The organism is Micromonospora sp. 067-2 (assembly GCF_046549295.1).
GTDB lineage: Bacteria > Actinomycetota > Actinomycetes > Mycobacteriales > Micromonosporaceae > Micromonospora.
Window position 1 is genome coordinate 248747 of sequence record NZ_JAJPWB010000010.1, and the last position, 21113, is coordinate 269859.

Genomic DNA, 21113 nt, shown 5'->3' on the forward strand with positions numbered 1-21113 from the left:
GACGGGCTACCGGCGCCGGGCCACGTCGCCGTACACCACGCCGTTTCCACCGAAGCCGACGTAGACGCGGCCGGGGCGGGCCGGGTCGCCGGTGACCACCGTGATCGTCGCGGCGTAGCCACCGGGGTAGCGGGAGACCAGACTCCACCGTTGGCCCTGGTCGTCGGAGCGGTAGACCCCCCAGACGTCGCCGATGCGGGCGTTGGCGAAGACCGCCGGGTAGCCGCCGGGCTGCACCGGCGCGCCGAAGCCGAACGCGCGAGCGTCCTGGACGGCCGCGATCCGGGTCCAGGTGGCACCACCGTCGGTGGTGTAGGAGAGCCCGCCCTGGGCGTTGCTGGACCACACGTGCCCGGCACGTCCCGGTACGGCGTGCACCTGGCCGAAGACGTGCGAGTCGTTGCCGTCACCGGTGGGTGGTGTGCCCGGCATCCTGACGAAGGAGACACCCCCGTCGGTCGATCGGAAGAACTCGCCGTGGTTGCGGGTGGTGTAGAGGTAGAAGGTCCCCGCCGTCACCGTGTCGGCGTCCAGTGCCCGCTTGCTTCCCCACCAGATCAGGTCGTGGATCCCGGTGCCGGCGGAGATCCCCGTCGACGGGGTCCAGCTGCGCCCGTCGTCGGTGCTGTACTGCGGCACGTTCTGCGGATCCCCGCTGGCCAGTGCTGGGATGCTCGGCTGCCAGACCATGCTCTCGGCGTTGGCCGAGACGGCGATGTTGCCGCCGTACAGCTGCCGGATCTGGCTCTTGTCGCCGCCGAACGGGGTCCAGGTGCGGCCTCCGTCGGTGGAGTAGCCGGACGCCGGAGCCGTGGTCCACGGGGTGTCGATCGGCTGGTACTGGGCTCGGGTGTCGCTGGACACCATGGCGACGTACGACGGTCGCGCCGCCGCGTACGAGACGCTGGTGCCGGCCGAGAAGGCGTCGGTGAGGACGGTACGCGCGGGGTACGCGTCGGGGTCGTCGTGACGGAAGCCGTTGCGGTCCGCGATGGCGCTGATCGGCGCCCCTCCCGGCGGCGCCACGAGGTCGTAGGTGACCGCCTCCTCGATACCCGCGCTGACGAAGTTCCACGTGACGGCGGTGTCGGCGTCGAAGACGTCCTCGCTGCGCCACACTCCGATGCCCTGCGGGAACCAGACCCGACCCGGGTGGGTGGGGTCGACGACGAAGGTGCCGGTGGAGAGGTAGCCGCCCTCGGTCGTCTGCAGCGGCCAGCCGATCTCGGTCGATCTCAGCGAGTAGCTGAGCGTCTCCCAGGTGGCGCCGCCATCGAGGGAGCGGAACAGGTTGCCGGGGGTGACGGCCTGGCTCGTCGCGATCAGCCGGGACGCGTCGTGCGGGTCGACGCCGAGGAGGAAGCCGGGACCGGCCGAGGGGGCGCTCACCTCCGTACCGGCGTGGTCGGCCGGGGTGAAGCGGCGGATGGTGTGCGGAAAGCCGACGTAGAGAGTGCCGTCCAGGGTGATCTTCGCGTCGCTGGGCGTCTCGGTCGTGGCGTACGCGAGCGTCCAGTTGCGTCCGCCGTTCGTGGACAGGTAGACGCCGTGTCCGGCGACGCCGGCCCAGATCCGGTGGCTGCGGCCGCGTACCGCGGATCCGCTGGGGTCGTGCAGCACGAACGCGACGCCGACGCGGTCACCGGGCGCGCTCGCCGGGATCTGGTCGGTGCTCACCTGGCGCCAGCTCCGGCCGCCGTCGGTGGTTGCGAACAGCCCGGCGGTCCGGGAGCCGAAGTATGCCCGGCGCGCGTCGCGGGGGTCGACGCTGAGCCGCTCGGGGCCGGTGCGGTACTCGTTGTTCCCCTCGATGTAGGTGCGGAACCCGCCGTCGGACCAGTGCTCACCCCGGTCCCGGCTGACCAGGATCCGCCCGCCCTCGCCGGTGCCGACGGCGGCGTAGACGACGCGGTCGTCGCTGGCCGCCACGGCGACGCTCTCCACCCCGTAGTCCGCCGCGCTCGGCTGGGGCACCCGGTCGCCGCGGAGCAGCGGGGTCCATCCCTGCGTCGCCTCGTTCCAGCGGACCAACCCGCCGACGTCCTCCCGCGCGAAGACGACGCCCGGGCTCGTCGGGTGCGCCACCAGGCCGGTGACGAAGCCGGTGCCCCCCATCCGCAGCGGCCTGAAGGAGTACGCGGCCCGGGTCGGCGGCGCCGTCCGCGTACCGGTCGAGTGTGGGGTGCCGGGCGGCGTGGACGCCGCACTTCCGGACGAACCGGTGCCGAGCAGCGTCGCGCTGACGGCGGTGGTCTGCGGCGGTGGACCGGCGGCGGGTGGACCGGCGGGTACCGGTCGGCAGCCGCCGACGAGCAGCACGGCGGTCGTCAGGATGACGGCGCGAAGCAGGGGCGTGCGGACGGGCATGGTTCCCTCCAGGACGGGGGTGGCGAAGCGGGACGACCGGGTGGTTCAGCGGTGTGGTCGGGCCGGGCGGGCGCCCACCGATCCGCGCGGGATCAGCGACACCCGCAGTCGGGTGTCCCGGACCGCGAGGTCGGGCTGGGCGACCCGCTGCACGAGGTGCCAGACCGCCTGGGCGCCGAGCAGACCCTTGTCCACCCGCATGGTCGTCAGCGGCGGGTCGGTGTGCGCGGCCAGGTCGATGTCGTCGTGGCCGATCACGGAGATGTCGGCGGGGATCCGTAACCCCCGCTCCCGCACCTCCGCGAGGGCTCCCAGGGCAAGGGTGTCGGTGCAGCAGAAGACGGCGGTGGGGCGGATCGGCAGGGCGAGCAGCTCGGCCATCGCCGCCCGGCCGCCGGTCGGGTTGAGGTCGTGCTCCAGCCGCAGGTACGCCGGCTCGACGGTGCGGTCGAACTCGGCCAACGCGCGGCGGTAGCCGGCCACCCGGTCGCTGATCGACGTCATCGCCGACGGCCCCGCGATGATGGCGGGCACGGGGTCGAGGTGCCCGTGCTCCAGCAGGTGCCGGGTCGCGAGGTAGCCGCTGCGCTCGTCGTCGTCGCGGACGCAGTCGATCGCCGGCTCCTCGACGGCGTGGTCGACCAGCACGCAGCCGGTGCCGGTCGCGAGGAGCCGGCGCAGGTAGTCGGGGTCGTGGACGGAGACCGCCAGAATCCCCTGGACCCGGCCGCGGCGCACCATGACCGGGAGTTCGCCGCCGCCGTCGCCGTCGGGCTGGACGACCTCGATGGTCAGGGAGATGCCGAGCGCGCGACAGACCTGCTCGACACCCTGCAGCACCGGGCCGAAGAACGGGTTGGCCGCCGAGGCCTGGTGCGACCACCGGGTGACCACGCCCAGCGCCGTGAGGGTGCCGACCGGTGAGCGGGGCCGGCTACGCCGTCGCGGCTCGTAGCCGAGGTGGTCGGCGGCCGTGAGGACCAGCGCCCGGGTTCCCGGGGTCACGAAGACCGTTCGGGAGAAGACATGCGAGGCCGTGCTCACGGCGACGCCCGCCTGCGTCGCCACGTCGCGGAGGGTGGGGCGGCGGTTCATCGCACCTCCAACGAACGTTCGACGGTTTTCAGTGAACGTACGCGCCACCGTGATGCTCGTCAATAGTCGCTGATCAGTGCTCATACTGCCGAACGCCGCGCTCTCGTGCGGGCTGGGAGGGGTATCCAGAACCTGCCTGGCGGACCTATGCTCCCGCTCGACGTTCGCAACTAATTCGATGAAATTTCAATACCATGTCGGAGACCGGAGGAGCCATGAACCCACCGGGCGTACCCCTGCCCCCAGCCGCCCCGCCGGCGCCCGCCCGGCGACGGCTTCTCGTGCGGGCCGACGACGCGGGCCTGTGTGTCGGCGTCAACCGGGCCATCGTCGAGACCGTCCGGAACGGCATCGTCGGCAACGTCTCGGTGATGGTCCCCGCTCCCGCCTTCGCGGACGCCGCGCGGCGGCTGAGCGCCCTGCCCCCGGTCTGCGTGGGCCTACACGCGACCCTCACCAGCGAATGGGTCGCGCCGCGGTGGCGGCCGATCCTGCCCGGGCACGAGGTCCCCTCCCTGGTCGACGACGAGGGCTACCTTCCGTCGTCGACGGCCGAGCTGCACCGCCGCACACCGGCCCTGCCCGAGCTGCTCGCCGAGGTCGAGGCCCAGCTGCGCCACGCCCGCTCGGCCGGGCTGCGGGTGACCTACCTGGACGAGCACATGGGTTTCGGCTGGCTGCCGGGGGTCCGCGAAGCGCTGGTGGCGTTGGCCCGACGGGAGGGGCTGGTGCCCGCCGAGGAATGCGCCGTCCTGCCCGAGGCGCCCGAGGGGACCCCGCCCGGCCCGGCCCTGCTGCACCGGTTGGCAGCCGCGCCGATCGGTACGGCGGTGCTGGTCACCCACCCCGGTCTCGACGAGCCCGAGCTGCGCGCGATGCACGAGCGGCACGGTCGACCCGGCGAGGTTGCCGTCGCCCGGGACGCCGAGCGCGCCGCGCTGACCGGTCCGGAGGCGCGGCGACTCGTCGCGGCGGTCGGGATCGACCTCGCACGCTTCACCTCCATCCACGACGGAGCCGTCGAACCGGTCCCGGCCGTACCCGGCTTCCGCACCAGCGCACCCAGGGGAGACGAACGATGACGCTGGCCCACCTGCCGACCCCGCCGATGGGCTGGAGCAGCTGGAACACCTTCGGTCCGACCGTCGACGAGGCGGTCATCCGACAGACCGCCGACGCACTGGTCAGCACCGGCCTGCGTGACCTCGGCTACCGCTACGTCAACATCGACGACCACTGGCAGGGGGGCCGGGACGGCAGCGGGCGGATCGTCGCCCACCCACAGCGGTTTCCCGGCGGCATCGAGGCACTCGCCGACTTCGTGCACGAGCGCGGGCTCAAGCTCGGCCTCTACTCCGACGCCGCGGAGCTCACCTGCGGGGGCGAGGTCGCCAGCCTCGGGCACGAGGAGCGGGACGCCGAGACCTTCGCCTCGTGGCGCATCGACTACCTGAAGTACGACTACTGCCACGCACCGGTGGACCGCGGGACGGCGGTGCTGCGCTACACCGCCATGGGCCGCGCTCTGCAGGCGACCGGTCGGGACATCGTCTACAGCGTCTGCGAGTGGGGCGGACGCGAGCCGTGGCTCTGGGCCGCCCAGGCCGGCGCGCAGTTGTGGCGTACCACGGGGGACGTCTGCGACTCGTGGAACGGCGGTGACCGCGTCGACCAGCACGGCATCGACGAGATCGGCTTCGACCTGCAACGTGGCCTGGAGCGCTTCGCCGGCCCCGGCTCCTGGAACGACCCCGACCTGCTGGTGGTGGGGATGCACGGCCGGGGTCACGTGGCCGGCGACATGGGGTTCGGCGGCTGCACCGATGTCGAATACCGCACGCACTTCAGCCTCTGGAGCCTGCTCGCGGCACCCCTGATCATCGGCACCGACGTGCGTGCCCTCGACGAGGCCACGGCGGCGATCCTCGGCAACACCGAGCTGATCGCGCTGAACCAGGACGGCCTGGGCCGGCAGGGATGGCGGACCGGCACCCGCGACGGTGTGGAGATCTGGTGCAAGCCGCTGCTCTTCGGCGACGTGGCGGTCGCGCTGTTCAACCGGACGGGGCAGGACGCCGTGGCGGTGGCGACGCTGGGCGACCTGGGCCTGCACGGCGAGTACGCCGTCCGCGACCTCTGGACCCACGGGGACCTGCCAACCCTCGCCGGTGCGAGGGGCGCGCTCACGACCCGGCTGCCCAGCCACGGCTGCGCCGTCTACCGCCTCGTCCCGCGCGGGGAGGCGCGGACGAGCATTCATCCGCCCCGCTGAGCGGCAGGCAATTGTTCAAATTGTTCGATGCAGTCATTTCATTGACGTTCAACGCTTTGCAACGGTAGCCTTCCGGAAACAAGCCGTTAATACTAGTCAATGGCTGTTCACCGTCGACCAACGACGACGGAACCTCATCGAACAATTCGAACGGACCCCGGCGCGCCATGGGCGCCGCAGCCCGTCACGAGCGGAAAGGAATGCGGCATGGTCAACGTAACCTGGACCCGGTTCGCTCGCGCCATCGGTGCGCCGCTGGTCGCAATGCTCTGCGTTCTGGCGGTGGGAGCCACCCCGGCGTACGCGTACTGGACCAACACCTGCGACGACTGGCAGTCCCTGTTCTACGGCAAATACCAGACCATCAACAACAAGTGGGGCCACACGGTCAACAACTGGGGCACCGGCTGGCAGTGTGTGGGGCGCGACACCGACAACACCACGAATGGCTGGCAGGCTGATCTGAGCTGGTCGAACTCGTCGTCCGAACAATGGGACGAGTACCACATCAAGGCGTTCCCCAGCACCGTCGTCGGCTGGCAGTGGGGTTATGCGAATCCCGACCGCGGTGGCCTGCCTGTGCACCTGTGGGAGAACAAGAACGTCTGGACGAACTGGTCCTTCCAGAATCAGGTCGGCGACCAGAAGAGCGACGCCATCTACGATCTGTGGCTCGACTGGAGCGACAACCCCTCGAGCCAGCCCACGGACGAGGTCATGATCTTCCTCGACTACACGGCCGGCGCCCACCCGGAGAGCAACAAGGTCGCGACGGTCGACCTCGCCGGTGCCACCTGGGACGTCTACCGGTCCACCGACTCGTGGCAGGTGATCAGCTTCGTCCGGACCGCCACCACGACGAGCGCGAGCATGAACCTGCGCGACTTCCTCGGCTACGCCGTCGACGCCGGCTGGCTCGACCCCAACAAGTACCTGATCAGCGTGCAGGCCGGTTTCGAGGTCTGGCGCGGCGCCGGCAAGTACATCACCACCGACTACAACGTCTCCGTCTCCTAGAGGCCGCGGCGCGGCCTCGGTCGATTCCGAGGTGGGTCCGGGCGGCGACCCGGCAGCGCGCAGATCCCGTCTCGTCCGGACGGATCTCCGCGCGGCCGACCGTCGCCCGGACCGGTGCCTCGCGCGTCGGCAGGCTGAGCCCGCACCGGAGTGTGGGCGATCCGCTCGGTCCATCCGAATAATTCTGCGATAGAATTTATCGCACGCCAGTCGTTCCGGATGCTCGGTGGATCGAGCCGCCAACCCGGTCCGGCGAGCCGGCAGCGTCGTCGGCGGGCCGGACCGACAGCACACGGGGACTACCAGATGAACAACGCGATCCCGCCGACCGGCGCCGCCCTCGCCCCGGACGAGATGACCGAGAGCGCGGGCCGGGTCCTCCTGGAGATCCTTCTTCACGGTCCCCTCCCCCGCGTGGAACTGGCCCGCCGCCTGGGCCTCTCCGGCCCGAGCCTGACCCGGCTGACAAAGCCGCTGATCAGCTCGGGTCGGTTGATCGAGGGGCTGGCGCGCAACCAGGCCATCGGCCGGCCCTCACGACCGCTCGACATCGACGTGCACTCGGAGCGGTTCCTCGGCGTCAAGCTGACCGGAGCTGCCCTCTACGCGGTGGTCACCGACCTCCGGGGCACCGTGCTCGCCGAGGGCGAGCGTCCTCTGACCGGGACGGATCCCGCTCAGGTCGCCGCCGACGTGGCGGACGAGGCACGTCACTTCGAACGTCAGTTTCCTCCGCTGACCGGGATCGGCATCGCCCTCGGCGGTCGCAGCCCGGACGGCCGGACCGTCGGCGAGGCCAACTTCCTGGGTTGGCACGACGTTCCGCTCGCGGCGCTCGTGGAGGAGACGACCAAGCGGCCGGTGGTCCTCGCCAACGACGTCAACGCCCTGACCCAGGCGCAGCACTGGTTCGGCGCGGGACGCGGCCTCACCAGTCTCGCCGTCATCACGGTCGGCGCGGGGGTCGGCCTCGGCCTGGTGACCCACAACCAGCTCGTCGGTGGGCTGCACGGGGGCGCGGGCAGCATCGGCCACCAGTTCCTCATGTCGGCCGAGGCGACCTGCTGGCGAGGGCATCGTGGCTGCGCCAACGCGCTGCTGTCGACCCGTGCCATCGAGGCGGCGGCCCAGCGCCGCACGGGCGAGCCGATGCCGTTGGACGACGTCCTGCGTGGCGCCGAGCGCGGCGACCCGGTGCTTCGCGCCGTCATCGACAGTGCGGGCGAGGCGCTCGGCCTGCTCGCCGCGAGCGTGGCCAATGTGGTGGATCCCGAGCGGATCGTCGTCGCAGGTGAGGGCGCCCGCCTCGGCGTCGTCGGCGAACACGCCATGCTCCGCGCGTTCCACGAGGCGCAGGCGTGGGAGACCACGGAGACCCCGATCGACGTCCAGCCATTCGCCTTCAACGAGTGGGCGCGCGGCGCCGCGGCCAGCGCCATCCATCTGTGGGCGCTGAGCTGACCGCTCGCCTTCGACCACCGTCCGGGCCGGTGCGCGACCACGGCGACGTCCCGCCCCGACACTGCCGGACCATGCCGCTGACCCGGCACCACCGGGCTCGCACGGGTCGGCGGCCGACCCGTGCGTGATCAGGCCGGTCGGTGCTCGGCGAGCCGCGGGTTGCGGGTGGGATCGGGTGCGGCGGCGGCGAGCCGTTTGGTGAACTCGGCGCGGGGCCGCAGGATCACGTCGTCGGCCGGACCCCGCTCGACGATCTCCCCCTGGTACATCACCATGATCTCCTCGGAGAAGTGCCGCGCGGTGGCGAGGTCGTGGGTGATGTAGAGGATCGCCAGGTCCTCCTCGCGCTGCAGTCGGGCGAGCAGGTTCAGGATGCCGAGCCGGATCGAGACGTCGAGCATCGACACCGGCTCGTCGGCGATGAGGACGCGCGGCCCGGGGGCCAGCGCCCGCGCGATCGCGACCCGCTGCCGCTGGCCACCGGAGAGCTCGTGTGGCTTGCGGCCGGCGAAGTCCGCCGGCAGGTTGACCCGCTCCAGCAGCTCGGCCACCCGGTCGCGCAGCTGGGCGGCGTCGAGCCGGTGATGGAGCAGAAGTGGCCGCGCGAGGTGGTGGGCGACGCTGTGGAACGGGTTGAGGGACGCGAACGGGTCCTGGAAGACCATCTGCACGTCGTGGCGGTAGCGGGCCAACGCCCGACCACGGCGACCCGCGGGAACCCCGTCGAGGCGGATCTCGCCGCTGGTCGGCTCCTCCAGGCGGGCGATCATCCGGGCGACCGTCGACTTGCCACTGCCCGACTGCCCGACCAGCGCGACCGTCCTGCCCTTGGTCAGCTCGAAGGAGACGTCCCGGACGGCGTGCAACGGGGTGCGGCGACGCCCGGTGCGCAGGGTGAAGGTCTTGTGGAGCCGGTCGACGGCGAGCTCGGCGGTCACCGCGACGCGCCGTCCGCCGCGAGGCCGTCGGCGGCGATCGCGTCCGCGCGCTCCCCGGTGAGGGTCGGGAACGACGCGAGCAACGTCTTCGTGTACGCCTCCTGCGGCGCCGTGTAGATGCGGTCGACGGTGTCGAGCTCGACCACGAGCCCCTCCTTCATGATGGCGATCCGGTCGCTGATCTCCAGGAGTAGCGGCAGATCGTGGGTGATGAACAGGACCGCGAAGTCGAACTCACGCTGCAGGCGCTGGATCTCGGCGAGGATGTCCCGTTGCACCAGCACGTCGAGAGCGGTGGTCGGTTCGTCCATGATGATCAGTTGAGGGCGCAGCGCGAGCGCCATCGCGATCATGACCCGTTGCCGCATGCCGCCGGATAGCTCGTGCGGAAAGCTGTGTCGGCGAGTCGGATCGACGCCGACCAGCTCGAGCAGCTCAGAGCAGCGCTGGTCGACCGCGTTGCGGGGCAGGTCCGGTCGATGGGTGGTGAGCACGTCGCGTAGCTGGGCCGAGATCCGGGTCACCGGGTTGAGCGAGTTCATCGAGCCCTGGAACACGATCGACGCCTTGTCCCAGCGGTACGCGCGCAGCGCCCGCCCCCGCAGCGCCAGCACGTCGATCTCGGTGCCGTCGCGGTCGTGGAAGATGACCGAGCCACCGGTGATCAGAGCCGGTGGGCGGAGCAGCTGGTTGATCCCGTACGCGAAGGTCGACTTGCCGCAGCCGCTCTCCCCCGCCAGGCCGACGATCTCGCCGCGGCCCAGTTCCAGGCTCACGCCGCGGACCGCGGTCACCGGACGGGCTCCGCGGTATTCGACGGTGAGGTCCCGGACCGTCAGCACCGGTTCGGCGGTGGTCATCGGTGCTCCTGTCGGGCCTGCCGCGGCATCCGGTAGGTCCGCAGTCGGGGGTTGATCACCTCGTCGAGGGCGAAGTTGACGAGGGCGAAGCCGCAGCCGAAGATCGCGATCAGGACGCCGGGCGGCACGAACCACCACCAGGCGCCGAGCAGCAACGCCTGTCCGGCCTGCGCGTCGGCGAGCATCGTGCCCCAGGTGATCGAGTCCGAGGCGCCGATGCCGATGTAGGAGAGGCCGGCCTCGGCCAGGATCGCCCCGACCACGCCGAAGACGAAGCCGCTGGAGAGCACCGGCAACAGATTGGGGAAGATCTCCACGAGCAGGACGCGCCACAGCTTCTCACCGGCGACCCGGGAAGCGGAGACGTAGTCGCGGCTGCGCAGCGACAGGGTCTGCGCCCGCAGTACCCGTGCCCCGCCGGCCCAGCCGGTGAGCGCGATGACGAGCGCGACCATCCAGAGGCTCTTGTGTTGCACGTACGCCCCAATGATGATCATCAGTGGCAGGCCCGGGATCACCAGCAGCACGTTGGACAGCAGTGAGAACGCGTCGTCCACGAACCCGCCGGCGTACGCCCCGACAACACCGAAGAGCGAGGTGAGGATGGTGATGAGCACGGCCACGAGCAGCCCGATCGTGAGTGAACCGCGCGCCCCGTGCGCGAGCTGTGCCAACACGTCCGTGCCGGTGTTGGTGGTGCCGAGCAGGTGCGCCGCGCTCGGGCCGGTCAGGCCGTCGGACGAGACCGCGTGCGGATCCTGCACGACGAGCGGGCCGAGCAGGGCGAAGAGGGTGACGGCCAGGATGATCGCACCGCCGACCACGGACTTCGGCCGGATCCAGTGCGGCCGGGCACGTGCCGCCGCGGCGTCGACGGGGACGGCCGTCTCGGCGGTCGCCAGCTGGGTCATCTGCCGCTCCTCACGCGTGGACCCGGGTCCGTGGGTCGATCAGCCCGTACAGGACGTCGACGACCAGGTTCGCCGCCAGCACCGACACGGTGATCACCAGGAAGAGACCCTGCATGAGCGCGTAGTCGCTGTTGGAGACCGCCTGGAGCATCGCCCGCCCGATCCCGGGATAGCTGAACACCTGTTCCATCACCAGCGAGCCGCCGACCACGAAGCCCAGTGAGATGGCGAAACCGGCGACCGACGGCAGGACGGCGTTGCGCGCCGCGTACGCCGTCATGACCCGCCAGGGGCGCAGCCCCTTGGCCTCGGCCGCCACGACGTAGTCCTCCGAGCGGACCGCGACCATCATGTTCCGCATCCCCAGCATCCAGCCTCCGATGGCGCTGACCACGATCGTCAGCGCGGGGAGGATCGCGTGTTGCACGGCGCTGCCGAGGAACGCGACCGTCGGCTCGGGCACGTAGACGTTCGAGTCGTAGCCACCGCTGATCGGGAACCAGCCCAGTGTGACGCCGAAGATGTAGAGGAAGATGAGTGCCACCCAGAAGTACGGGATGGACTGCAGCACCGTGGTGACCGGGATCAGCGAGTCGATCCACGTGCCCCGGCGCCAGCCGGCGATCATGCCGAGGGCGGTGCCGAGCACGAACGTCAACACCGTCACCGTCCCGACGAGCACCAGCGTCCAGGGCAGCGACTGGGCGATGACGGTGGTGACCGGCGTCGGAAAGTAGGTGACCGAGGTGCCCAGGTCGCCGTGGACGATCCCGTCGAGGTAGTCGAGGTACTGGCGCCACCACGGCCCCCCGGTGCCGCCGAAGAGCACCTCGAGGGCTCGCCGGGACTCCGGGTCCACCGGCCCCTGCTGCTGCAACTTGGACAGCACGGTGTCGACCGGGTTGCCCGGCAGCAGGCGGGGCAGGGCGAAGTTGAGGGTCAGCGCCACCCAGAGCGCCACCAGGTACTGGGCGAGCTTGCGGACCAGATGCAACAGGGACCTCCTCGGTCGCCGGGGAGGCGACGACGGGCGTCGCCTCCCCGGGAGCGGGTGACGCGGTGCGGTCGGTTCAGGAGGGGCGCAGGCGTGTGAGGACCTGGACGTTGTCCGGGGAACTGCCGTAGCCCGCCGAGGCGTAGGGGTCCGACTCCGAGGGGAAGCCGGTGACTTTGGCGGTGTTGAACTGGGCGTACTGCACGTTGTTGACGATCGGGATGTAGGGCAGGCTCTCGGCCAGGATCGGCTGGATCGAAGCGTAGATCTTCGCCCGCGCCGCGGCATCCTCGGTGCCGGCGGCCTGGGCCACCAGGGCGTCGACCCGGGGGTCGCTGAACCGGCTGACGTTCCCCAGCGACGAGGCGTCCTTGTCGCCGACCCGGGCGGTGTTCTTGGTGCCGAAGTAGTACTCGTAGATGTAGTACGGGTCGGGGGCGGGGGCGAACCCGAGGACCGTCATGGCCAGCTGGAAGGACCCGGCGGCGGTCACCGACTGGTTCTCGTTGTAGGACACCCGCTGCAGGGTGAGCCCGATGCCGGCCGTCTTGAGCTGCTGTGCGAGGGCGGTGAGGGCCGCGATGTAGTCGGTGAAGCCGGTGACCACCCTGATGGTGAGGTTGAGCTTGGCGCCGCCCTTGGCGTAGAGCCCGTCGGGGCCGGGCTGCCAGCCGGCGGCCTCGAGCGTCTTCTTGGCGCCGGCCACGTCCGCGGTGGTCGGGATGGGCGTGTTGAACGGCGCGGAGATGAACTGGTCGTCGCGGCCGGGCACGGCGTAGGACGCCGAGACGGGCTTGCCGACGTCGTTGAATGCCAGCTTGTTGATCTGACCACGGTCCATCGCCTGGGAGATGGCCTTGCGGACGGCCGGGTCGGTCTGCGGGCCGGTGCAGCCCAGCGCCGCGTTGGCGCAGGTCACGATATTGATCATGATGCCGTTGCCGGACTCCGCGTACGCCAGGCCCGGCTTTCGTGCCAGCACCTTGGTCATGTCCGGGATGAAGCCCTGCGTCCAGTCGAACTCCCCGGCGAGGAGCTTGTCGGTGACCGAGGTGTTGCCGGCGGTCGCGGTGAAGCGCACCCCGGCGAGCTTGACCTTGTCGGCATCGCGGAACTTCGGGTTGCGCGCCAACAGCCAGGACTGTGGCGTGTAGCTCTTGAGGACGAACGGACCGGTGCCCACCGGCTCGGTGTTGGCGTCCTTCGCCGGATCGGTCTTGGCCTTCCAGACGTGCTCCGGCACGATGTTGGTGCTGCCCAGGACGCCCGGCGCGTCCAGGAACGACGCCCTGGTGAAGGTCAGCTTCACGTGGGTCTCGTCGACGGCCTCGGCGGCCGGTGGGTTGCTGCTGGTGCGCAGCGCCGGGTTGTCCTTGCGGGTGTTGAAGGTGAAGGCGACGTCCTTGGCCGTGAACGGCGTCCCGTCGCTCCAGGTGACGCCGCTCTTCACGGTCACCGTCAGCTCGGTGCCGGCGGAGTTCCAGCTGAAGCTGTCACCGAGATTGCCCAGCGGCTTGTCGGCGAGACCTTTGATGTTGTTGTAGAAGAAAAGTGGCTCGTACAGGAAGCCGTCGGTGCCGGGGATCCGGGTCGGCGAGAACGGGTTGAAGTTCTCGGTGCTCTGATCCCCGCCGGGCAGGTTGAGGGTGACGTCGCCACCGCCCTTACCCGACGTGTTCGAAGAGGAGCATGCGGTGGCGGCGACCAGAAGGGCCGACACGCTCACGATCGCGGCCGCCAGGCGGCGCGTCTTTGCGATCATTGTGACCTCTCAAGAGGGGGTGCCCACACGGACCGACGGCGGCCCGGAGGCTGTGTGAGCCTGATCATAGCTCACATTCTTTTTCAGCAAAACTATCTCCGGGATGTTTCGTGTTCGCATCCTGTTGATGTTCCGACCAGCCACCCCGGCAGCACACCCGGACGACGAAGCCGGCCGGTCCCCGCGGGGATCGGCCGGCCGACGGCGCGTCACGCATCGTTCTCAGTCGACCGCCTCGACCCGCAACAGCACCGTCTGCTCGGGATAGGAGGTGGGCATCTGCAGGCCGGCGGTGGCGAGCACGCGTCCGGGTAGGACGACGCCGGGCGCCGCCGCCCAGTCCGGCATCCGTACCGGGAGGGGCAGGACCCGGTCCACGTCCGCCGTCGCGCCGGTCGGCACGCCCGCGAACCAGGCGGGTGCCGCGTACCCCTGAAGTGGATCACCCACCGTGAGGGGCCGCACCCGGTAACGGCGGCCCGGGTCGAGGCCACGCAGCGTGAACGTCCCGAGTGGCGCCACCTCGGACCGGCTCAGGAAGGTCAACGCGAAGACGGCCCGGCCCCGGTCGGGAGCCACCACCCCGCTGACCCAGAAGGACGGATCGGGGTTGTCCATCCGGATCACCTCCCCGCCGTGCAGCAGCTCGCGCCACCTCTTGTAGAGCGTGATCCAGCCCGCCAGCTCCGCCAGCTCGTGCGGCTCGGCAGCGGTCAGGTCCCACTCCACGCCGAAGTGCCCGAAGATCGAGGTCGCCGCCCGGAACGAGAGATCGTGCAGTCGCCGGGTCGCCTTCGACCGTGGCGAGGCGACATGCATCCCGAGCATCTCCGGTGGAACCAACTGGCCGGTCCACCGGTTCATCGACTGCCGCTCGAGCGGGTCGTTGCAGTCCGAGACCCAGACCCGGTCGGTGTGCTGCAGGATGCCCAGATCGACACGCGCGCCACCGGACGCGCAGTCCTCGATCTCCAGCCGGGGAAACCGCTGCCGCAGCTCGGCCATCAGCCGGTAGGTCGCGAGCGTCTGACCGTGCACGCCCGGCAGACGGCGCTGGCCGGAGCCGGCGTCGACCAGGTCGCGGTTCTGGTCCCACTTGACGTAGGTGATGTCGTACTCGCCGATCACCGCGCCGAGTCGGGTCAGCAGGTAGGCGTACACCTCCGGATTGGAGAGGTCGATGACCTGCTGGTTGCGCGCCGTGACGGGCAGGCCCTGATCGGTGCGCAACACCCACTCCGGGTGGTCGCGGGCGGCGTCCGAGTCGAGGCTGATCATTTCCGGCTCGAACCACAGCCCGAACTCCATTCCCAAACGACGGACGTGCTTCACGAGCGGCCAGAGGCCGTCCGGCCAGACCGTCTCGTCGACGTACCAGTCACCCAGTCCGGCGGCATCGCTGCGCCGACCGCGGAACCAGCCGTCGTCGAGCACGTACCGCTCGATGCCGAGCGCGGCCGCGCGGTCGGCGAGCTCGACGAGGCGCTGCTCCGAGTGGTCGAAGAAGACCGCCTCCCAGAGGTTGAGCGTCACCGGTCGAGGCGTCCGGGGATGGTGCGGTCGGGCGCGCAGGAAACGGTGGAAACGGTGCGCCTGCTGGTCGAGCCCGACACTGTGGACCGCGTAGACCCACGGGCTCTGGTACCGCTGCCCCCGGCCGAGCTGAACCTCGCCCGGCAGCAGCAGCTCACCCCCGCCGATGACCTGACGCCCGGTGGACTGGCGCTCCACGAGGTGCCGGTGGTTGCCACTGAACCCGACGTGCACACCCCAGATCTCGCCGTCGGCGAAGCCGAACCCCGGCGTACCCACCGAGAGGATGGTTGCGGCGTCCGGCCCGGTGCGGCCCCGGCGGTTCTCCCGCTCATGGGTGCCGACCGTCAGCATCCGGCGCTGCGGAGCGCGTTCCCGCCCCCAGCGGCCGGCGAAGTCGAGGACCTCCCGGGCCCGAGCCGGCACCGGGAAGCAGAGGGTGAGGTCGTCCAACTGGTACGGCTCGCCCTCGTTGATCACGCTGGCCCTGGCCCGCACCATGCCGGTGTCGGTCAGCTCCACCTCGATGCGCAGCCCGAGTTCGGCGATGGTGTCGGCGGCATCCACCACCAGCCGGGCTGCCCCGAGGTGCTCGGTGTAGGCGCCGCCGACCGGCCGTTCGTCGCCGTCGGGGGGCAGCAGCCGCGCCTGGGTGGTGACGAAGCGCGGGGCCCAGTCGGCGCCGGCTCGGCTACCCGAGAGGCCGGGCCGGCCGATCCAGGCGGTGTGTGGTTCCGGAAGCAGCGCGACCCTCAGCGGCACGTCCGCCGCGTTGGAGGCGATTACCTCCACCCCGCCCAGCGCCAGCGCCGTCGCGTCGTCAGGGTCGAGCGGGCCGAGATCGGCCCCCCAGTGCAACACGGCGGGGAGATGTCCCGCCCGCAGGTCGATCAGCAGCCCCACCCCGGCCGCCCGCAGGTGGACCAGCGCATCGGGCCTCGCCGCGACGACCGGCGGCGGAGTCGGGACAGCGGTCTGCGTCATCTATCGTGCTCCCGTCGGGGCGTACAGCGCACGGAGGGATCACCGCGCGGGTCTGGGGTCGGTGCGGTGCCGGCGGTCGGTCAGCGAGGCGGCTCCAACCAGAGGACCGCGGTGACGCCGCGTGGGTAGTAACGACTGCCGAGAGCCAGTCCGTCGTGCATCTGGTCACTCCATGCCCAGCGGGCGTTGCGCGGATCGCGCAGCCAGCGGGCGTGTGCCTCGTCGGCGACCCGGCCAGCCTCCCCCGGGCTGCGGCCCAGGATGCTCTCGGCGACGAACTGCGCGAGATAGATCTTGCTGAGCCAGGAGTTGCCGCTGCTCGACGAGAGCCGCCAGCCCCCGTCGTCGAACAGACACATCCCCGGCACCAGCACCGCGTCGAGGTGACGTCGCAGCACGACGACGAGTTCGCCGTACTCGCCGGCGGGGTCCAGGGCGTCGGTGACGCCGGCGAACCAGGGGTAGACCAGGCCCTCGATGGCAGGGACCACCCGACCGCGTACCGAAGGGTCGTCGAGGACGGCGGGCAGGACCCCGTCGGGCCGGACGGCGGCGACCAGCGTCCGGGCGCAGCGCCGGGCCTGTTCGGCGGCGAGCGCCGCGCCCGGTGCGTTCCCCGCCGCAGCGAGCAGCGGACCGAGACAGACGTACGCGGCCCACGACTTGACGGCGAGATAGACGCTGCCCCGGGCCCGCCCCAACGACGGGTCGAGGCTGTCGTAGGTCGTGATCTCCCATCCGTCGCCCGTGCGCGCCGTGTCCCAGCCCATCACCCCGGTCCGGTGTGCCGGCTCCGGGTCGTCCCGTCGGGCCAGACTCTCCAGCGCCGCACCGAGCAGCTCGGCGCGGCTGTCCCGCCACCGGTGGTCCCCCGTCCGGGCGACGTAGAGCGCGGCACAGAGGGTCCAGTTGAGCAGTTCCTCGTGGGCCATGTACGAGAAGCAGCCACGGAGGCGCGGGCGCTCGTACGCCGATCGGCCCGGTGGCGCGAACGCGTTGCCGACACCCATGTCGTGGGTGAACGCCACCCCGCCCGGCGCGATCCGCCCGTCCGGCGCGTGGATCTCGTCGTCGTAGCGGTAGCGCTCGGCGAAGGCGTCCAGGACGTTGCGGACCAGCCACGGACTGTGCCGAAGTTCGAAGAAGACCTGGTCGACGGCGAGGTCGAGTGTGTTGATCATCCGGTACTCACCCTCGTTGACCACCCACCGGAGCGCGTCGCCGTCGTCGAGCAACTGGGTGCAGCCCACGTAGCTGCGTACGGCGTGCGCGAGCTGGAACCGCCGCGGCTCCGACAGGTCGGGCGCGGTCAGGGCGGCCGCGTCGACGGCCCAGCGGCCCCGCAATGCCTCGAAATCGCCGAGGGCACGCGCCGCCACGTCCCGCAGACCCGGGAAGTGCCGGGCGTAGGCGTAGGAGGCCTCGATCCCGGTGGTGACCAGGCCGGGCTGATGAAAGCAGAAGGCGAGACGCACGGTACGGCGGGCGCCGGCCGGCACCATCGTCCACAGCAGACCGATCCGACCGAGGCCCGCGCCACCCTCCGCGTCGGCCAGGATCCCGCCGACGCTGAAGCCCACCCCGCCGTGGACGTCGGTCGAGTCGGAGACGAGCGCCGTCGCGCGACCCTGCGCGACGCCGACGAGGCCGTCCCAACCGTCGACGCGCCACATCGCCGCGTCCACGGCCGCCCCGGTGTAGCCGACGAAGGCACGACGCGGCCGGTGGCCCGTGGTGTTGTCGATGGTCAGCTCGGCCAGGACGGCGGGTAGGAGCGCGTCGGCCACCTCCCGCTCGGTGTGCACGTCCGGGTCGGGCACGGCTCCGACCGGTGAGAAGAGGCTGAATGTCAGGTCGGCGCTGCGCCAGGTGTCGCGACTCGCGCCGAACTCGCGGGTGATCGCCTCGGCCGGCACGGGACGCAGCGGCGGCCCGTCACCGCCGGCGCCCACCAGGTGGGCGTCGTAGCGGGCCCGGTCGTCGGCCCCCGGGTCGAAGAACGGCAGCAGATCGAAACGGTCGCCGTCAACGGATTCGACGCCGATGAACACGTCCGCACCGGCGGGACCCTCCAGGCCGATGCCGAGACCGCCCTGCGCGCCGGTGGCGCCGAGGGTGACGCTCGCGAAGGCCCCGACGGGCGAGTGGTGCGCGTTGAAGATGGCGTCCGGCCCGACCAGCTCGACCACGTCGTCCGGCCGCTCGTGGGGCGGCTCGTCGGCCGGCCGAGCCCGGTCCGGTCCAACCCGCTGAATGTCGAGCACCGTGACGCCCCTTACCTCGCACCTGGACCAGCAGGCCCAAACCCTAGAAAATTTTGGTACGAAAGTAAAGCGTCCTCACGGTGCCTCGCTGCGGTTGCACCTGCTCGACACCCGGCAGACCGGCGTGGCCAACGCGGTCGCGGCGATCCGGGCGGGTGTGACCACCTTCGACGCCAGCCTCGGCGGAGCAGGTGGTTGCCCGTTCGCGCCGGCGGCGACCGGAAACGTCGCCAGCGAGGACCTCGTCTACCTGTTCGACCGGATGGGGCAGCCAACCGGTCTGGATCTGGCGGAACTCACCTCGGCCGTCTCCTGGCGCGAACGGAGACTCGGCGCCCAGCTTCCGGGCGCACTGCTGCGCGCGGACGGTTTTCCCGCCTGAACCGGGCCGAACGCCGACCCGTCCGCCGAACCCTCCAGGAGTTGACCATCCTGCGGAATCGGTACCGTACGCCTCATGTCGCCGTGGAGTTCCCTCCGACGCTTGATCCGGCAGCGTCCACAGCTCGCCGTGCTCGCCGTGCTCGTCGTGCCGGGACTCGTGATCGGCTTCGCTCTCGGACGGCTACTACCGGACCACACCGTGACACCCAAGCGACTCACCGGCACAGTGACCTGGTCGAACGAGGAGACCAGCCAGATCGCCTTCGACGCCGATGGTGACGAGCCGGTCATGTTCTACTCCGTCGTCGGTGAATCCTGGACTGACGCGATCGGTACCCCGCACGTCGGTGGCTATCCCAGCTGCCTGTCGGGGCGGCGGGAGGATCCCGTGCGCTCGGACCGAAGGCGGGTCGAGCTGGGGGTCATCTACCAGGAGGGTTCCGAGCATGCTCCCGACATCGCCGTAGCCGTTCACTGCTTCGGCTGAGCGTCGGACCGGACTCCCCCTCAGACACGCTCTCGGAGGGCTGACGCCTGACCGGCGACCGCCTTGCGCGGCCCGGGTCGCACCGCGCCCGCGTGCTCGACGGATCGTCGGCGTTCCGCCACGGCCATCATCCGGCCGGGTCGATGCTTCGCGAAGTTGCCGGGAACCGCGCACGCATCCGTTGCGACTACCTCATCGGGCGGAGCCGATGCCACACCGCCAGGCCGGGCAGACACCAGCACGAGGAACACCCACCGGGTGCTTCCCCTTGATTCCGATCGGACAAATATGGCTTTCACCGAAGGGTCCGGCACGTCGTCGCCTGAACCCGACGCATCCGTTTCACCGACGCGGCGCACGTCGGCGTTCGGCGCGCTGTTGCTCCGGCTGCACTTCTACGCCGGCGTCCTCGTCGCGCCGTTCCTGGTGGTCGCCGCGCTGACCGGTCTGGCCTACACGGCGACACCGCAACTGGACGGCCTCCTCTACGGCGACCAGCTGACCGTATCGCAGGTGGGCGAGCGTTCCCTGCCGCTGGCAGAGCAGATCACCGCCGCCCGCAACGCTCATCCGGACGGCACCATCGCCACCGTGCAACCGGGCGGGGGCGACCGAACCACCAGGGTCGTGTTCTCCCGGCCCGACCTGGGCGACCGGCAGCACACGGTCTACATCGACCCGTACACAGCCGAGTCGAAGGGACAACTCACCACGTGGTTCGGCTCCACGCCGTCCACCACCTGGCTCGACGATCTGCACCGGCACCTGCATCTGGGCGTGGTGGGCCGGCACTACTCGGAACTGGCCGCCAGTTGGCTCTGGGTGCTCGCACTCGGCGGGGTCATCCTGTGGTGGCGCCGCCGCAGTGCCGCCCGCGCGGCCGCCCGGCACCTGCTCGTTCCCGACCTGTCCGCCGCCAGGGGCGTTCGCCGCACCCGGGGTTGGCACGCCACCACCGGCATCTGGCTCACCGTCGGCCTGCTCTTCCTCTCGCTGACCGGCCTGACCTGGTCCCGCTATGCCGGAGCGAACTTCGGTGCCGGCCTCGACGCGCTCAAGGCCGGCACCCCGGAGATATCCACCAGCCTCACCGCCGTCCCGGCGCAGGCCGGTGGCGGCCACCAGCACGGCGGCAACCACGGCACGGTGGTCGACCCCGCCACCTTCGACCGGGTCCTGACCGCCGCCCGCGACGCCGGCCTCGCCGGCCCGGTCGAGATCGCTCCCGCACCGGAGGCGGGCTCCGCCTGGACCGTCACGCAGACCGACAACACCTGGCCGATCGCAAAGGACCGCGTCGCCGTCGACCCGTCCGCCGGTGAGGTCACCACCCGCAGCGACTTCGCCGACTGGCCTCTGCTGGCCAAACTCAGCAGCCTCGGCATCCAGGCCCACATGGGTCTGCTCTTCGGACTGACCAACCAGATCCTGCTCGCCGCGCTCGCCCTCGGCCTGCTCTGCGTCATCGTCTGGGGCTACCGCATGTGGTGGCAGCGCCGGCCCACCCGCGCCGACCGGCGCGCTCTCACCGGCACACCACCTGCCCGCGGGGGCGTCCGCGGACTGCCGCTCTGGGCGCTGCTGATCGGCGTACCGGTGATCGTGGCGATCGGTTGGGCGCTGCCGTTGTTCGGCACCACCCTGCTGGCCTTCCTCGTCATCGACGTCGTGGTGGGACTGGTGTCACGACGCCGGCCTCCCGCGGCGGTTCCCACCTCACCCGCACCTGCTGGCAACTGACGCAGTCGTGGCTACGGCAGCCCGCTCCGACTCGGCCGCCGCCA

The 21113-nt window shown here is 70.9% G+C and carries 16 protein-coding genes; 7 read left to right on the forward strand and 9 right to left on the reverse strand.

Translation table 11 applies throughout. From position 1 onward, the window contains the following. Positions 1–6: 6 nt before the first annotated feature. Together ACLJN9_RS24470 and ACLJN9_RS24475 are read right to left on the reverse strand one after the other, a co-directional pair. Positions 7–2367, reverse strand: a complete 2361-nt coding sequence (locus ACLJN9_RS24470) for a WD40/YVTN/BNR-like repeat-containing protein (RefSeq protein ID WP_410813870.1) — start codon at positions 2365–2367, stop codon at positions 7–9. A 45-nt stretch (positions 2368–2412) separates the two neighbouring features. Beyond that, the gene (locus ACLJN9_RS24475) at positions 2413–3462 is read right to left on the reverse strand and encodes a LacI family DNA-binding transcriptional regulator (protein WP_410813872.1); all 1050 of its coding nucleotides are present in this window, start codon (positions 3460–3462) and stop codon (positions 2413–2415) included. Positions 3463–3677: 215 nt separating this feature from the next. Between ACLJN9_RS24475 and ACLJN9_RS24480 the strand changes: the two genes are divergently transcribed. The 4 genes from ACLJN9_RS24480 to ACLJN9_RS24495 all read left to right on the forward strand — a co-directional run bounded on the left by ACLJN9_RS24480 (position 3678) and on the right by ACLJN9_RS24495 (position 8212). Then, on the forward strand, positions 3678–4544 hold the full coding sequence (locus ACLJN9_RS24480) for a ChbG/HpnK family deacetylase (RefSeq protein WP_410813873.1): 867 nt from the start codon (positions 3678–3680) through the stop codon (positions 4542–4544). Continuing rightward, positions 4541–5734, forward strand: coding sequence for a glycoside hydrolase family 27 protein (locus tag ACLJN9_RS24485; RefSeq protein WP_410813874.1), 1194 nt, complete (start codon positions 4541–4543; stop codon positions 5732–5734). The genes ACLJN9_RS24480 and ACLJN9_RS24485 overlap by 4 nt, the downstream gene beginning before the upstream one ends. A gap of 207 nt (positions 5735–5941) precedes the next feature. After that, entirely contained in the window at positions 5942–6751 is an 810-nt protein-coding gene (locus tag ACLJN9_RS24490) for a GH12 family glycosyl hydrolase domain-containing protein (protein WP_410813875.1), read from the forward strand. A 306-nt stretch (positions 6752–7057) separates the two neighbouring features. Beyond that, entirely contained in the window at positions 7058–8212 is a 1155-nt protein-coding gene (locus tag ACLJN9_RS24495) for an ROK family protein (RefSeq protein ID WP_410813876.1), read from the forward strand. 128 nt (positions 8213–8340) lie between these two features. Here the strand turns inward: ACLJN9_RS24495 and ACLJN9_RS24500 are convergent, their stop codons facing one another. The 7 genes from ACLJN9_RS24500 to ACLJN9_RS24530 form a co-directional block, all read right to left on the reverse strand. Next, a complete protein-coding gene (locus ACLJN9_RS24500; RefSeq protein ID WP_410813877.1) occupies positions 8341–9150 on the reverse strand; it encodes an ABC transporter ATP-binding protein in 810 nt (269 codons plus the stop codon). Further along, positions 9147–10010: an ABC transporter ATP-binding protein gene (locus ACLJN9_RS24505; protein WP_410813878.1), complete on the reverse strand. Its 864-nt coding sequence runs from the start codon at positions 10008–10010 to the stop codon at positions 9147–9149. Before ACLJN9_RS24505 ends, ACLJN9_RS24500 begins: the two co-directional genes overlap by 4 nt. Beyond that, a complete protein-coding gene (locus ACLJN9_RS24510) occupies positions 10007–10921 on the reverse strand; it encodes an ABC transporter permease (RefSeq protein WP_410813879.1) in 915 nt (304 codons plus the stop codon). Before ACLJN9_RS24510 ends, ACLJN9_RS24505 begins: the two co-directional genes overlap by 4 nt. Positions 10922–10931: 10 nt before the next feature. Beyond that, entirely contained in the window at positions 10932–11918 is a 987-nt protein-coding gene (locus tag ACLJN9_RS24515) for an ABC transporter permease (protein WP_410814006.1), read from the reverse strand. Between the two features lie 73 nt (positions 11919–11991). Beyond that, a complete protein-coding gene (locus ACLJN9_RS24520) occupies positions 11992–13677 on the reverse strand; it encodes an ABC transporter substrate-binding protein (protein WP_410813880.1) in 1686 nt (561 codons plus the stop codon). A 222-nt stretch (positions 13678–13899) separates the two neighbouring features. Further along, entirely contained in the window at positions 13900–16194 is a 2295-nt protein-coding gene (locus tag ACLJN9_RS24525; protein WP_410813881.1) for an alpha-galactosidase, read from the reverse strand. 80 nt (positions 16195–16274) lie between these two features. Further along, positions 16275–18458 carry a glycoside hydrolase family 52 protein gene (locus ACLJN9_RS24530; protein WP_410813882.1) on the reverse strand — a complete coding sequence of 728 codons (2184 nt, stop codon included), beginning with the start codon at positions 18456–18458 and terminating at the stop codon, positions 16275–16277. On the opposite strand from ACLJN9_RS24530, the gene ACLJN9_RS24535 reads away from it, so the two are divergent. From ACLJN9_RS24535 to ACLJN9_RS24545, 3 genes are all read left to right on the forward strand, one after another. Then, a complete protein-coding gene (locus ACLJN9_RS24535; RefSeq protein WP_410813883.1) occupies positions 18448–18840 on the forward strand; it encodes a hypothetical protein in 393 nt (130 codons plus the stop codon). The genes ACLJN9_RS24530 and ACLJN9_RS24535 overlap by 11 nt on opposite strands. A gap of 102 nt (positions 18841–18942) precedes the next feature. Beyond that, positions 18943–19329, forward strand: coding sequence for a hypothetical protein (locus ACLJN9_RS24540; protein ID WP_410813884.1), 387 nt, complete (start codon positions 18943–18945; stop codon positions 19327–19329). A gap of 288 nt (positions 19330–19617) precedes the next feature. Continuing rightward, positions 19618–21069 (forward strand): PepSY-associated TM helix domain-containing protein, encoded by a 1452-nt coding sequence (locus ACLJN9_RS24545; protein WP_410813885.1) that lies wholly within the window; start codon positions 19618–19620, stop codon positions 21067–21069. The last annotated feature ends 44 nt before the right edge of the window (positions 21070–21113 follow it).

Excerpts from the sequence above, each read along its gene's own strand:
- ACLJN9_RS24520 (WP_410813880.1), bottom strand. The coding sequence starts at position 13,677 with ATGATCGCAAAGACGCGCCGCCTGGCGGCCGCGATCGTGAGCGTGTCG.
- ACLJN9_RS24480 (WP_410813873.1), top strand. The coding sequence starts at position 3,678 with ATGAACCCACCGGGCGTACCCCTGCCCCCAGCCGCCCCGCCGGCGCCC.
- ACLJN9_RS24475 (WP_410813872.1), bottom strand. The coding sequence starts at position 3,462 with ATGAACCGCCGCCCCACCCTCCGCGACGTGGCGACGCAGGCGGGCGTC.
- ACLJN9_RS24470 (WP_410813870.1), bottom strand. The coding sequence starts at position 2,367 with ATGCCCGTCCGCACGCCCCTGCTTCGCGCCGTCATCCTGACGACCGCC.
- ACLJN9_RS24535 (WP_410813883.1), top strand. The coding sequence starts at position 18,448 with ATGTCGAGCACCGTGACGCCCCTTACCTCGCACCTGGACCAGCAGGCC.
- ACLJN9_RS24505 (WP_410813878.1), bottom strand. The coding sequence starts at position 10,010 with ATGACCACCGCCGAACCGGTGCTGACGGTCCGGGACCTCACCGTCGAA.
- ACLJN9_RS24490 (WP_410813875.1), top strand. The coding sequence starts at position 5,942 with ATGGTCAACGTAACCTGGACCCGGTTCGCTCGCGCCATCGGTGCGCCG.
- ACLJN9_RS24545 (WP_410813885.1), top strand. The coding sequence starts at position 19,618 with ATGGCTTTCACCGAAGGGTCCGGCACGTCGTCGCCTGAACCCGACGCA.
- ACLJN9_RS24495 (WP_410813876.1), top strand. The coding sequence starts at position 7,058 with ATGAACAACGCGATCCCGCCGACCGGCGCCGCCCTCGCCCCGGACGAG.
- ACLJN9_RS24525 (WP_410813881.1), bottom strand. The coding sequence starts at position 16,194 with ATGACGCAGACCGCTGTCCCGACTCCGCCGCCGGTCGTCGCGGCGAGG.
- ACLJN9_RS24485 (WP_410813874.1), top strand. The coding sequence starts at position 4,541 with ATGACGCTGGCCCACCTGCCGACCCCGCCGATGGGCTGGAGCAGCTGG.
- ACLJN9_RS24510 (WP_410813879.1), bottom strand. The coding sequence starts at position 10,921 with ATGACCCAGCTGGCGACCGCCGAGACGGCCGTCCCCGTCGACGCCGCG.